We start from the raw sequence: 13,604 nt of genomic DNA, 5'->3' as shown, positions 1-13,604 counted from the left end.
CCTAACCGCCTAGAATCTTAACCCTAGCGCCTACAACACCATCCAGGGCCGCTTTCGCGGCTTGGTAAATGTCTTTGTAAGGCTGTTGGCTTTCCATGCCCTCGGTCAAGGCTTGGGCTGCTGTCAGTTCGGCCAGTTCCAGGGTTTTAAGCTGTACCGCTGTCAATAACGCTCTGATTTCGGTCGCCTGCGGTTCGATGATGACCAGGGCTTTATAAACGGCGTTCGTGATGATTGAGAAATAGCGGTCGGCGTTCTGGCTGCCTTGGCCCCGCGCATAGTCGGCAAACTGTTGAATGGCATCGGTCAAAATTCCCCTGCTATCTTTGCCGGACAATCGCGCCACCTGATAAGCCAGGGTTTCACGCTCTTTCGCTTGCCGGTCAAGTTGGCGACGTACTCGCAAGAATTCATCAACCAACCGCTTTTGACCTTCCCGGGATTTACGCCCGCCGATGAACGGCATAGCTTTTAAGAATCCTGCTTCGTTGAGTTCAAAACAGCGATATTGCCGGCCTAATTTTTGATAGGTTCGTTCCTTGCATTCAAGGAGCGATAGCGTGCCATCTAACAGCAAACTATCTAGCGTTTGCAGTACGTTGTCATGCCGCCGGCCAAACTCGTTTGCAATCTCGCGGCTATCGACACTGACTTGATTGCTGCCGCCGTGAATAATTAGTTGGATTGAGCTGTGGGCTGCTTGGTTATCTGCGGCTGATTTGGCTAATGCTTTCATGCTGCACCGTCCACACTGTCCAGCAAGGCCAGAATATCGGCTTTCCTCCAGGCGGTGGTTCTCTCGCCTAGCTTGACGGGTTTGGGATATTTGCCGGATTTAACGCCAGCCAGGAAAGTTGAGCGGCCAACCGGTAACAGTGGTTCAATGCCGCGTTTACGATCCCCGATGATTTGCCAGATCCTCAGATAGCCAACGGCTAGCTGCGCTGTAGTGAGTTGTTTCATTTGTCCAACCTTGTTCAGTAAATAACAAGGTTAGGTTATGTGGTGTTGCTGGCGATTTGTTGAACAGGGAAACGAAACTATGTTTTTGTCTATTTAGTTTCCTTCATCATCCTGTTGATAGCCGTGCTCGTACTTAATAGCATTTATTGATGAAATGATTCTTCGGCGGTCAGAAGCGTCAGAAAGCCCTTTAGCTAGCTTTTCAAGTTCGCTCAATATAGATTCATCACTACTTGCTACAACTGGTTTTTTATCTAAATGCGAATGAGCGGGCTGAGTTATTTCATTAGCTCTAAATGCGGTTAAAACTTGGTGAGCAACAATTGCCGAGTTTTTCTCTTGATGGGCTAAGGTTTTAGCTCTATTGTCATTTTGCCGCCTAATATCGGCTTGCTGGGATGCTTTAATAAATAGATTATCGGTTGCAGTGTTCATTACCGATCTATTTTCAATTGACGGCCATCCTAATCTAACCAAATCACTAATAATCGCTACTGTCGGTTTTTTTGCAAACGAATAACAAAACTCTTCGGAAAGCTTATAAATTAGCCATCTAACTACAGGATTTCCCTTTGCCGTAATTCCATAAGGCGGCATCTCTTCGGCGTTCCATTGTGAAATTGCAGTGAGTCCTTTTAAAAAATCGGGATTCTTTGCGTCATCTGGATACAGCGTTTGATGTGGTAATACATCGAGAAGCTTTGCCGCATAGCTTGACGATTTTTTTATAGAGGTTGGTGCGCAATATGGAGCACCTTTAAGTTCGAACAATGCTACATAAGAACGTGCCACAAATGCGGAAAACTCAATTTCGCTAAGCTTGCCACCAATAAATTCTCGCTTATTCCAAGTATTGAACGCTGGACAATTTACGCAAATATAGAACCATTCCGTATTTGATTTGCCTGATCGACTAGCTTTCTGAAAAGTTCTTATTTTGTCCGCTAAAGCCAACGCTTCAACCGGCAAATCAATATCAATCAGTGAACTTATAGACAATCAACACCTCGTCAAAGCGCAAATCGTCCGAAAGGATTAACCGGAAACGGGGGACGAATCCCGCTTGTTGCCCCGTCGGGCTATCCGGTTAAATTCGATTATATCAGTGCCTAGCCGTTTTTCCTGAACTGTATCACCTGCGCGCCGGCCTTCAAGCCGTCCAAGTAATCCGCCCAGCTTTGCATCATCTTCCGGCGCTCGGGTAAGTGTTGCGCGCGATTGTAGGCCGCCTTTACCCTGTTGCGCTCGGCATGGGCAAGCTGGCGCTCGATCATGTCGGAATGGTAGCCTTGTTCATGCAACAGGGTGCTGGCAGTGGTGCGGAAGCCGTGGGCGGTATGTTGGCCTTGATAACCCATGCGCCGAATTGCCGCGCCTATGGATTCTCGGCTAATATGGGGTTCATTGCCTTTTTTGCCTTGGTTGCTGGCGAACACATAACGGCTTGAACCGGTAAGCGGATAAATATCACGTAATAAGGCAATGGCTTGTGTGCTGAGCGGTACGATATGCGCGTCTTTCATTTTCATTTTATCGGCAGCAATGCGCCATTCTGCGGCGTCCAAGTCAAATTCCGCCCATTCTGCCGCGGCAAGGTTTGCAGGTCTGGCAAATATCAGCGGTTGGAGCTGTAGCGCGGTTCTAACGACAAAATTCCCGGTGTAAGCGTCAATATCCCTGAGCAGCTCGGCCAATGATTTTGGCTCTGTAATGGCGGGAAAGTGGCCGCGATTAGGCGACGGTAGCGCGCCGCGTAAATCGGCGGTTACATCGCGTTCAGCTCGGCCTGTGGCGATACCGTAACGGATGGCTTGACCGATAAATTGCTTGGTTCTGCCTGCGGTTTCCAGTGCGCCACGATCCACAATGCGGCGTAAGGTCGCCAATACTTCAACAGCGGATAGGTCTTTAAGCGGCCTATTGCCAAGCCATGGAAAAACATCACGCTCGAAACATTGCTCTAAGTGAGCAAAGTGGCTAGCGCTCCATTTCTTCCGGTTGGCTTCCATAAATTCTTTAGCAACGGCGGCCAGGGTGTTTTCGGTACTGCCGGCTTTTTCAATCTTGCGGGTAATGCCGGGGTCGATACCGTCAGCGATTTGTTTTTTGGCGGTATCTCGTCTGTCTCTGGCTTGTTTTAGGCTTGTGTCTGGATAGACACCAAGAGCCAGCGTTTTTCGCTTGCCTGTAAAGCGGTAATCCAAGCGGAAATATTTGCCACCATTGGGATTGACCAATAGGTACATACCTCTTTCGTCGGGTATTTTGTAAGGCTTCTCGGTGGGTTTAGAGTTTTTTATGGCGGTATCGGATAGCGGCATGACGGTATCTCCTTCCAAGCTTGGCGATATACCGTCATTTGTACCGTCTTGAATGACGGTATGTCAATAGTCCTTGTTGTATCTCATTGGACAATAAAAAACCCGCTAAGCCAGATAACTTGCGGGTTTTAAGTCTTCTTTGCATCTTGGTGGATGCTTAATTGGCGGAGAAAGAGGGATTCGAACCCTCGATACGTTGCCGTATACACACTTTCCAGGCGTGCGCCTTCGACCGCTCGGCCATCTCTCCTAATAGATTTTTTGGGCCAATCCGCGGATGTAGTGCTTCAGAAATTGATCGCTTCAGAGCTTAATCTGCTTTTGTCGCCGTGATAGCGACTGCCCAATTCCGACTAGGATAATGGATACGCGGTCATTTTGCAATTCAGGCGAGTATTTTCTCGGTTATTAACTTGGCCCCTGAGTTCTCCGCAGTTGTTACTTCCCTAAAAGGCAATCCAATTTTTAGCGTCTGAGCCGCGGCTACTTGGGCACGGTTGATGATGTTCTGTCGGCGATGAATAAATGGTTGAATTTTGCTCTTCAGTGGATCATGAACTAAGTTTGCGCACGGGTTTGCTTTGGATTTTATTGGAGGGTGAACTTATTTTTTGTCTATAGCCTATCGGGGTGAGTGGGGGAGCCATATGAACGATATTTGTATTTCAAACGAAAAACCAAAAATTCTGATCGTCGATGATGTTCACGAAAACCTGCATACCTTGCTCAATATTTTGCGGCTAGATTATGCGGTGATGGCGGCTACTTCCGGTGAAAAAGCCCTGGAGATAGCCCGGCGCGCGCCAGCGCCTAATTTGATTTTGCTGGATATAAAAATGCCGGAAATGGACGGATACCAGGTGTTGCAAGCTCTGCGTGGTGATTCGGCAACGGCTGAAATCCCGGTCATTTTTGTCACTGCCGCGGCCGAAGCCGGCGATGATATTAAGGGTATGGCATTGGGCGCCGACGACTATTTACTCAAGCCAGTGGTGCCCGAGTTGCTTATGGCTCGGGTTAGACTGCATTTGGAGCTGGCCACCTATCGGAAACGCTATGGCAGACTATAATCGTTGGGGTCAATTGGCAACGCTAGTCTAACTATTTCCCTGGACGATGAACAAAGACAAATCCCTATCGCTCAATCCCAGGCCGACTATTTTGGTGGTAGATGATCTTCCCGAAAATATCCACGGTTTACTCGAAGCACTTAAGGATGATTACGGCATTATGGTGGCAACAGAAGGCATGCGCGCGGTGGAGTTGGCGCAAGGCCCGACGCCGCCTGATTTGGTATTGCTGGACGTCAGAATGCCGGGTATGGATGGCTATGAGGTTTGTAGGCGGCTTAAGAGCGATCCTAGAACCGCGGGGATACCCATCCTCTTTGTGACGATAGTCGAAGCGTCCATCGAAAAAATTCGCGGTTTTTCGATGGGCGCCGCCGATTTTATTACCAAGCCGTTCGACATCGATGAAGTAAGGGCCAGGGTCAAAACGCATCTGGAACTGAGCCGCTTACGCCGCGCTCTGGAAGGTCGGGTCAAACGTCTGAACGAATACCGGCATGCCACGGATGTGTCCAATATCGTATTCCGGACCGATCCGCATGGCGTGATCACCTTTGTAAACGATGCCTTTGTGCAAACCTACGGTTACACCCGCGAGGAAGTGATTGGCAAAACCAGTCGGATTCTCAAAGATCCCGACGCGGCTCCCGGTCTGCATAGAGAATTATGGAACACGATTCTAGGCGGAGCAATCTGGCGCGGCACCTACAGCAACCTGACTAAAAGCGGCGAGGTGATTTACATCAACAACACCATCGTGCCCATCCTCGACGCCGACGGCGCGATTCGCGAGTTTATCTCCACCAGCGTGAATGTCACTCATTTAATCAAACAGGAAGAGTTGATTCGGGAACAGACCACGGACGCGTTAACCGGTTTGCCCAATCGAGTGAAATTGATGCAGGATTTGGCAAATGCCGAGCAATCGATGCTGGGTATGATCAATATCGATCAATTCAAAGCCATCAATGATTTTTACGGTTTGCGCAACGGCGATAAAGTCTTGTTGGAAATTGGCGAGCGTTTGCAAAAAATGAGCTGCGCCGATGCGCAGGCTTATCGCATCGGCGGCGATTTGTTTGCGTTGCTCTCAAAAAACGGTGGCGATCCGGGTGGTTTCGAGCAATTGATAGACAGAATTATCAAGCATTTGGAATCGGAAGCGATCGACTGCGGTGAAGACAAGATTAATATCCGCGTGACGGCCGGCATCTGTTCAGGTGCCGACAATCCTTATACGCATGCGGCCCTGGCCTTGGAGCGCGCCAGAATCGAACGTCGGGATTATTTGATATATACCGATCAGATGCAGATCAAATCGCACTACAAGGACAACATCCATTGGAGCCAGAAGATTCGCAGTGCCTTGGCCGACGGCCGTATCGTGCCTTTTTATCAACCTATCGTCGACAATCGCAGCGGCAAAGTCGTCAAATACGAAGCCCTGATGCGGATGATAGACGAAGACGGCAACGTGATTCCGCCCAGCTTTCTCGGGGTCGCAAAACGTACCCGGCAATATACCGCCTTGACTCGCACCATGATCGAACAAGTCGTGCAAGCCTTGCCCGACTCGGAGGAGGAGATGAGTATCAACCTAACGGTAGAGGATATTATCGATGCCAATACTGTGAGCTTTATTGCCGAGAAACTCTCTCAGCCCGGCGTCGGTTCGCGCATTGTGTTGGAGATCACCGAATCTGAAGGTATCGAAAGTTACGAGGACGTGCGCGAGTTTGTTAATCGTATGAAAGGCTATGGTTGTCAATTTGCCATAGATGATTTCGGCAGTGGCTATTCCAACTTCGTGCATTTATTGCGGTTAAAGATCGATTATTTAAAGATCGACGGCTCCATCATTATGAATATTATCGACAATCCCGATTCTGAAGTGATTGCTCGTGTCATCGTCGATGCTGCGCGACGCTTGGGCATGCGCACCGTTGCCGAGTTTGTGGGGAGTGCGGAGATCCAAGCCAAGGTCGTTGAGCTGGGTATCGATTTCTCGCAAGGTTTTTATCTAGGCAAGCCTGTACCTCAACCGCTGGGGACACCCCGCCATGATTGAATCTAACCTGCATCCGAGTGACGACATGAATAAGTCTGATCCAGGCAAGTCTGATGCTAAAGCCTTTATGGAGTTTTAGGGTGCGGCCGTTTTTTAATGAAAATCCTCTGCGCAAGACGATAGCTTGGCAGAGCCTCGTCAGTTTTAGGGGCTGCCGGCTATCAAGCGCTGCCAGCGTTCTGCTGACGATAATCTGCTGGAGTAATCCGGTGCAGGCCGACATCAGTGCGGCGACAATTCGTGGTCAAGTCACACTGCGGGGGGCCGACACTCAGGCAGGTGCGCAAATCATCGTCACCAGCCTGGAGCGGGGTTTTTCCACGCGGGCCTTTTCCCGAGCAGACGGTTCTTATGTGCTGATGGCATTGAAACCGGGTCGTTATCAGCTCAAGGTGTTAGGGTTGGACGGCCAGCAAAACAGTCAAGAGCTGACGCTGCAAGTGGGGCAGGTGGCCTTGGTAGACGTTGCGTTAGGCGATGATAATAGCGTTGCCGAACACACGACTGAGGGCAATTCCGCGGAGTTGGCTACCTATCTAACGCCCGAGCAAATGCAGCGCTTGCCGCAGGTAAACCGCAATTTTCTAAATTATGCCGACCTGGCGCCCGGCGTGAATGTGGTAAACGATGAGAATGGCAGTACCCGCTTGCAAAGCGGCGGGCAACGTCCGGATAGCGTCAATTTGTTTATCGATGGCGTTAGCCAGAAAAACTATGTGGTCAGGGGCGGCGTAGCCGGGCAGGATTCCAGTCGCGGCAATGTGTTTCCGGAATCGGCCGTTGCCGAATACAAGGTTATCAGCCAGAACTATAAAGCCGAGTACGATCAAGTCGGCGGCGCGGCAATTTCGGTGCAGACCAAATCCGGTGGCAATACCTTTCACGGCGAAACATTTTACGATCATACCAATCAGGATCTGCGCAGCGTTACCCCCAGCGAACAACTGGCGGGCGGCAAGCGCGACACCGAGCAAGCGCAATTCGGTGTGACCTTAAGCGGTCCCATCGCCAAGGATGTCGCGCATTTTTTCATGGCATACGAACGTAAACTCAACGACGATTACGCCAATGTCAGCGCTGGCGACGGTTCTCGCTTAACCGAACCGTATCAGGCGCAACTGGGCAGCGTGAACCGGCCGTTCAGGGCGGATTTGTTTTTCGGCAAGTTGGATTGGGCGCTTAACGATAGCAACTTGATCGAAGTGTCTTTTAAGTTGCGTGACGAAACCGAAACCCTGGGCATTGGCGGTCAAAACGCCGAGTCTTATGCGTTAACAAAGGGTAACAGTGAAAAACGCCTGGACTTTAAATATCAATATAGCGCCGAACATTGGGTCAACGAAGCCCGGTTTACTTATGAAGATGCCAATTGGCAGCAATTGCCGGCCACGCAAAGCGCGGGTTTGCTGCTGCGTCGCCTGGACGGCAGCTTGAGTGGGGATAATCTGAGTAGCCGGAGTGTGCTGAATAGCGGCGGCGCAACCAATTATCAGGACAAGGGGCAGAGCGGGCCGGGTTTTCAAGACGATCTAACCTTCAGCGGTTTGGATTGGCATGGCACTCATGTCGTAAAGCTGGGCGCTAAAGTCAAACAGATAGAACTTGGCGCGGTGGAGCGCGACCCTTACCACCCGCAGTTCGGCTTAAATTTAAACAATCCTGCCGGCAACCCGTATCAAGTGCGCTGGGCCACGCCATTAGCCGGAGGCGGCGACGGTTCCGCCCAATCTGACGTGACGCAATTTGGCGCGTATCTGCAAGACGATTGGAACCCTAATCGACATCTGAGCGTAAACCTGGGCGTACGCTGGGACTACGAATACAACCCCGGTTATCTGAATCATGTCACACCCGGCGATGTCAGCAGCGCGCTCCGCAACTGGCAAAACATTCACAACGCCAATACCGGTTACGACATCGAAAACTACCTCAGCAACGGTGCTAATCGGGCGGCCGACAGCAATAATATTGCGCCCAGATTAGGGTTGGCATATGACTTATTCGAAGACCAACGGCATGTGTTGTTCGGCGGCTACGCCAAGGCCTACGACCGCCATATTTACGACGTGCTGCAACTGGAACGAACCAAGGGCAGTTATCCCAGTTTTAGCGTCAATTTTCAGGGCGACCCCAATTACGATTGTGTTGGGGGTGTTGATTGCATTGCCTGGAATCCCGAGTATTTAAACTATACGCCGGCGCAATTGTCCGCGCTGACCGGTGCAGGTACGGGCAGCAGCCGGGAAATCAATTTGATGCATAACAATCTGCGCACGCCCTATGCCGACCAGTTCAATATCGGCATGCGCAATCGTTTCGGCGACTGGCATACCGAGGTCAGCGTGTCGCACGTACACAGTTACAACGGTTTGGTCGGTTTGCTGGGCGGTCGCAATGCCGACGGCAGCTTTTACGCAGCCGGGTCCGGGTTCGGCGGTACCTTTCAGGCTGTACCGGGTTTTGGGCAATTGATCTTGTTCGATAACGGCGTACAGACCAAAACCAACTCGGTATTTGTCAAAGCGGAAAAACCGTACAGCAAAGACAGCGGCTGGGGAATGACTGTTGCCTACACCTTTACCGATTCCGAGGAAAACAAACCGCAGTCTTTCTTCGATAACAGCAGCTATTTGTTTGAGCATCCCAATACCCACACCAATGGCTGGCTGGATACCGCCGGAGTCAGAAAGCATAAATTGGTGACAACCGCCAGTGTCGATTTGCCGTGGGATTTGATTTTTTCCACCAAACTGACGCTGGCGACGCCCGACACCCGCTCCGGCGTCAACTGTACCAGTGGTGCTTGCCGCTTCGATACCTTTACGCCGCCCGGTAGCGATTTTATTTTTCCGGGGCAGTGGTGGGGGTACAAACAAGTCGACATTGCGCTGATAAAAAGTTTCGATACGCCGCACGACACCCGGATGAAGCTGCGTTTGGATGTGTTGAATTTATTCGATTTTAAAAATTATGCGGCATTTAACAGCGACTTTGCCTCGCCGAATTTAGGTACGCCGTCTACTGTGCTGGCCGGACCGAGTTTGACGGTGAAATTAACCGCCCGCCTGGAGTTTTGATGCCGGGTAAGTTAGCGAGCGCGGGTTTATTTTTGTGGGTGATGCTCAGCAGTCTCGGCGCCGCCGCTGCCGACGACGACGCGCTCAACGCCAAAACCAAGGCCAATTATGTGTTCAATTTCACCAAGTTCGTGGAATGGCCGGCGCTGATGAACGATACGCTGCATGTCTGCATCGTTGGTGCCGAACCTATCGTTAACTTGCTGAGCGACTTGGCCAGCCGCGATACCAAGGGGCATTTATTGCAAATCTGGTCGGGTATAGACGACCCGCAGGTTTGCCAGATTTTGTATATCGACCATGATGCACCGGAGTTGCAAGCCTTGATGCAGCAGGTGCGCGGCAATCAGATATTGACTGTCAGCGATGCCGAGGGGTTTGCCGGCCGGGGAGGCTGTATCGGGTTCTATAGCGAAAACGGCCAAATCAAGCTGGAAATCAATCCCGACGCCGTGCGCCGCGCGCAATTAAAAGTCAACGCCTTGTTGATGGAAATCGCCCGTATCGTCCGTTAATTCACTCCAGAAACCCATGACAAACCAGGCTGAATTTAAACGCGATCTGACCATTAAAACCAAGTTGGTGCTGATCATGTTGGCAACCAGCATCTTGTCCCTGCTGCTGGCGGGGGCCGGTTTTATCGCCCAGGAACACATGCGGGTCAAACAGGATATGGGTCGGGATTTGAGTTCTCTGGCCCGTATCATCGCCAGTCGCAGTACCGTGGCCTTGTCCTTCAATGACAGCGGTGTCGCCAACGCGACGTTGGCAGCTTTAAGCGTCAAGCAGAGCGTGGTATCGGCCTGTATTTACGATAGCGCCAATCAGCTATTTGCACTTTACGAACCCGGCTTGGCCTGTCCGCCTCAACATCCGGAGCCTTCGGCTAGCGAGCGGCCGCGATTCGACGATGCATATTGTACCGTTAGCGAAACGATAGCGTTGGACGGTCGCACCTTGGGAAGGGTTTGGATCGCCTCCAGTCTGGCGGAGCTGGATTCCTTGTGGCGGGATTTTTTGGCTGCGGCGATGGGTATTGTGATGTTATCCGGTCTGTTCGCCTTGCTATTGGCTTCCAGTTTGCAGCAAGTCGTGTCCGGTCCGCTGGTCAGGTTGAAGAAAACCGTCGAGACTATCAACAGTGAAAAAAACTACACCTTGCGCGCCACACAAGAGAGTAACGATGAATTAGGGGCGTTGATTCAAGCCTTTAATACGATGATAGCCACCATCGAAGCCCGCGATAGCGAACTGTTGGCCTTGAATTGGCAGCTTGCCGAGAATGAAAAACTATTGGCCAGCATCAACGAAGGTCTGGAAGAACGCGTGGCTGCCCGCACGACGGAGTTGGCGGATATCAACGCCAAATTGGCGCATAACAGCGTGATGCTGGCAACAGTACTGGATAGCATGTCGCAGGGCCTGATAGCCTTTGACAGCAATTTAAAGTTATTGGTTTGGAATAAAAAGCTCAGCGAGGTGCGCGGTTATCCGGAAAGTATGCTGGCAGTGGGCAGGGACCATGCCGATTTCATGCAGTTCGATTTGACCGATCCGCAGTTGCGCTTCCGCAATCCCGATGCCGAACTCAAGCAGTTACTGGAAGAAATAAGACGTTTTCAGCCGCACAATTTTACTCGGCAAAGGTTGGACAATCGGGTCATCGAGATCAGCGGCGGGCCGATAGCCGATGGCGGTTTCGTCAGTACTTACGAGGACGTGACCTTGCGCAAACAGGCCGAGCTGGCGTTGAAAGAAGCCAGGGACGCCGCTCAGTCGGCCACCCAGACTAAAAGCCAGTTCCTGGCGAATATGTCGCACGAGATTCGCACGCCGATGAACGGCGTGCTGGGCATGTTGCATTTGGCCTTGCAGACCGAATTGACCGCGTCGCAACGCAATTATTTGGCAAAAGCGCACAGTTCCGCGCGTACCTTGTTGGGGATTCTTAACGATATTCTTGATTTTTCGAAAATCGAGGCCGGTAAATTAGCGCTGGAAGAAACCGAATTTCGCTTCGATAGCGTGGTGGAGCAATTGGCCGATATGATCGGTTACCAAGCCGGCTTGAAAGGTATTGAGTTTCTGATCCGTCACGACCCGCAAATTCCGCCGGTATTGTTGGGCGATCCCTTGCGTTTCGGTCAGGTGTTGACCAATCTTTGCGGCAACGCGCTTAAATTCACCGAAGCCGGCGAATTGGAACTGGCTTTCTATTGCCTGGCCAAAACCGACAGCACTATCGATTTGCGGATTTCGGTCAGAGATACCGGTATCGGTATGTCGGAAGACGATCAGAAAAAACTGTTTCAAGAGTTTACCCAAGCCGATCAGGGCACCAGCCGGCGCTTTGGCGGCACAGGTTTAGGCTTGGCCATCTGTAAAACCCTGGTGGAAATGATGCACGGCCGGATCTGGATTGAGCAGTCGCAACTAGGCCAAGGCACAACTTTTTGTTTTACCGTGCGCTTGGGCGTTGCTACGGACACCTTGCTGCATCAAGACGCGCTGGAGCAAAGCATAGGCGTATTGCTAGCCGAGGTGCGGGTATTGGTGGTGGATGACAACGAGGCTTCCCGGGAAATCATCAGCGATATGTTGCGGCCGTTTCAGTTGCGCGTGACCTGTTCGGCCAGTGCCGCCGCCGCGCTGATTGCTTTGCGGGATATGCCGGCCGATCAGCCTTTCGATGTGGTGTTGATGGACTGGAAAATGCCGGGTATGAACGGTGACGAGGCGATCAGGCAGATTCGTGCCGACACCAGCCTGGTACAGCAGCCCAAGATCATCATGGTGACGGCCTACGGTAGCGAAGATGTGATGCGTTTGGCGGGCCGGGCCGGTATTGATGGCTTTTTGATCAAGCCGGTATCGCCGTCCTCGTTACTGGATGCGATTCTATCCGCACTGGGCCGCGGCCGGGTGCTAGGGGTGGTGGATAAATTCAAGCAATTAGGCGGGGCGGACATTGCCGGTATCAAACAACTGCAAGGTATTCGGCTGTTACTGGTGGAAGATAACGAAATCAACCGCGAATTTGCCTGCGAATTGCTGCGCAGTCACGAGATCCAGGTTGACGAAGCGATGAACGGCGAGGAAGCGGTCGCCATGGTTAGGCAACATCATTACGACGCGGTGTTGATGGACATCCAGATGCCGGTGCTGGACGGCTTGCAAGCCACCGTCAAGATTCGGGCCTTGGCGCAATCCGAGGGCAATCAACGCTATGCGACTATGCCCATTATCGCGATGACCGCCCATGCCATGGCCCGCGATGTCGAGAAAAGCCTGGAGGCGGGTATGAACGATCATGTCACCAAACCGATCGATCCCGACCGGTTGTTCAAAGCCTTGGCGACCTGGATTCCGCTCACGGCCGACGGCGGACAGAGCCAGGAAGCGACGCGGATTTATCAAATTGCCGATTATCCCGAAGATTTACAAACCTTGACCAGCCTGGATATTGTGCAAGGCATACGCCGGATTGGCGGCAATCCGGATGCCTATCGCAAACAGCTATACCGTTTTAAAGAACACTACCCGGATGCGGTTGCGGAGATTCGCGGCTTGATCAATGCCGGCGAACTGAGGCAGGCTGAAGAGCGTTGCCATGCCTTGAAAGGTGTCAGCGGCAATCTGGGGGCGACGGACTTATTCGAAGCCGCCGCCGGCGTCGATATTGTACTTAAGCAGAATCAAATTCCGCCCGCCGAACACTTGCAGCACATGGAAGGATTTATGCGTAAAGTAATCGGCGACATTCAAGCCTTGCAAACAGCGGCGGACAGTCAAACGTCCGGCCTGGATCAGCCTGTGGCACCGGTTGCCGACGCCGAGATAGCGGCGGATTTGCTGAAATTGTCGCAGTTACTGGAAAGCGATCTAGGCGCGGCCGAAACGATGTTGGAGCAATTACAGCGTAGTATGGCCGGTCATCAGTATTTGCCCTTGTTGGAGGAGATCGCCAAAAAAATCGACCGATTTGCCATCGACGAGGCGCTGACGCAACTGAGTGAGTTGCTGCAAAAGTTTTAACGCCAGTCTAGTCCGCGGCTTTTCAGTTTACATTCGGTGACGATGCAATTTAATTTACCTGCCCAGCGTC

Annotated in this window: 9 protein-coding genes and 1 tRNA gene; 5 read left to right on the top strand and 5 right to left on the bottom strand. The window is 51.6% G+C overall.

From position 1 onward, the window contains the following. Window position 1 precedes the first annotated feature (1 nt). The 5 genes from METH11B_RS27620 to METH11B_RS0104740 all read right to left on the bottom strand — a co-directional run bounded on the left by METH11B_RS27620 (window position 2) and on the right by METH11B_RS0104740 (window position 3,534). Window positions 2-736, bottom strand: a complete 735-nt coding sequence (locus METH11B_RS27620) for a Rha family transcriptional regulator (RefSeq protein WP_026601038.1) — start codon at window positions 734-736, stop codon at window positions 2-4. Continuing rightward, window positions 733-963, bottom strand: coding sequence for a helix-turn-helix transcriptional regulator (locus tag METH11B_RS0104755; RefSeq protein WP_026601037.1), 231 nt, complete (start codon window positions 961-963; stop codon window positions 733-735). Before METH11B_RS0104755 ends, METH11B_RS27620 begins: the two co-directional genes overlap by 4 nt. Before the next feature lie 93 nt (window positions 964-1,056). Beyond that, on the bottom strand, window positions 1,057-1,962 hold the full coding sequence (locus METH11B_RS0104750; protein ID WP_026601036.1) for a hypothetical protein: 906 nt from the start codon (window positions 1,960-1,962) through the stop codon (window positions 1,057-1,059). Between the two features lie 110 nt (window positions 1,963-2,072). Then, window positions 2,073-3,284 (bottom strand): tyrosine-type recombinase/integrase, encoded by a 1,212-nt coding sequence (locus METH11B_RS0104745; protein ID WP_026601035.1) that lies wholly within the window; start codon window positions 3,282-3,284, stop codon window positions 2,073-2,075. A 162-nt stretch (window positions 3,285-3,446) separates the two neighbouring features. Next, window positions 3,447-3,534, bottom strand: a tRNA-Ser gene (locus tag METH11B_RS0104740). A 397-nt stretch (window positions 3,535-3,931) separates the two neighbouring features. Between METH11B_RS0104740 and METH11B_RS0104735 the strand changes: the two genes are divergently transcribed. From METH11B_RS0104735 to METH11B_RS26175, 5 genes are read left to right on the top strand one after another with little or no spacing between them, the layout of a single operon-like run. Beyond that, the gene (locus METH11B_RS0104735) at window positions 3,932-4,354 is read left to right on the top strand and encodes a response regulator (protein WP_026601034.1); all 423 of its coding nucleotides are present in this window, start codon (window positions 3,932-3,934) and stop codon (window positions 4,352-4,354) included. Between the two features lie 46 nt (window positions 4,355-4,400). Beyond that, on the top strand, window positions 4,401-6,422 hold the full coding sequence (locus METH11B_RS27615) for a GGDEF/EAL domain-containing response regulator (RefSeq protein WP_026601033.1): 2,022 nt from the start codon (window positions 4,401-4,403) through the stop codon (window positions 6,420-6,422). A gap of 53 nt (window positions 6,423-6,475) precedes the next feature. Beyond that, on the top strand, window positions 6,476-9,499 hold the full coding sequence (locus METH11B_RS0104725; RefSeq protein WP_081733752.1) for a TonB-dependent receptor: 3,024 nt from the start codon (window positions 6,476-6,478) through the stop codon (window positions 9,497-9,499). Next, window positions 9,499-10,014, top strand: coding sequence for a YfiR family protein (locus METH11B_RS0104720; protein WP_026601031.1), 516 nt, complete (start codon window positions 9,499-9,501; stop codon window positions 10,012-10,014). The genes METH11B_RS0104725 and METH11B_RS0104720 overlap by 1 nt, the downstream gene beginning before the upstream one ends. Window positions 10,015-10,030: 16 nt before the next feature. Then, window positions 10,031-13,534 carry a response regulator gene (locus METH11B_RS26175; RefSeq protein ID WP_026601030.1) on the top strand — a complete coding sequence of 1,168 codons (3,504 nt, stop codon included), beginning with the start codon at window positions 10,031-10,033 and terminating at the stop codon, window positions 13,532-13,534. Window positions 13,535-13,604: the final 70 nt, after the last annotated feature.

Source organism: Methylomonas sp. 11b, assembly GCF_000515215.1.
Lineage (GTDB): Bacteria > Pseudomonadota > Gammaproteobacteria > Methylococcales > Methylomonadaceae > Methylomonas.
Note: the sequence above shows the minus strand (reverse complement) of the source record. Positions and strands in the feature narration are given on the sequence as shown.

Coding starts and splice junctions, on each gene's coding strand:
- METH11B_RS27620 (WP_026601038.1), bottom strand. CDS start 736: ATGAAAGCATTAGCCAAATCAGCCGCAGATAACCAAGCAGCCCACAGC.
- METH11B_RS27615 (WP_026601033.1), top strand. CDS start 4,401: ATGAACAAAGACAAATCCCTATCGCTCAATCCCAGGCCGACTATTTTG.
- METH11B_RS0104720 (WP_026601031.1), top strand. CDS start 9,499: ATGCCGGGTAAGTTAGCGAGCGCGGGTTTATTTTTGTGGGTGATGCTC.
- METH11B_RS0104755 (WP_026601037.1), bottom strand. CDS start 963: ATGAAACAACTCACTACAGCGCAGCTAGCCGTTGGCTATCTGAGGATC.
- METH11B_RS0104745 (WP_026601035.1), bottom strand. CDS start 3,284: ATGCCGCTATCCGATACCGCCATAAAAAACTCTAAACCCACCGAGAAG.
- METH11B_RS0104725 (WP_081733752.1), top strand. CDS start 6,476: ATGCTAAAGCCTTTATGGAGTTTTAGGGTGCGGCCGTTTTTTAATGAA.
- METH11B_RS0104735 (WP_026601034.1), top strand. CDS start 3,932: ATGAACGATATTTGTATTTCAAACGAAAAACCAAAAATTCTGATCGTC.
- METH11B_RS26175 (WP_026601030.1), top strand. CDS start 10,031: ATGACAAACCAGGCTGAATTTAAACGCGATCTGACCATTAAAACCAAG.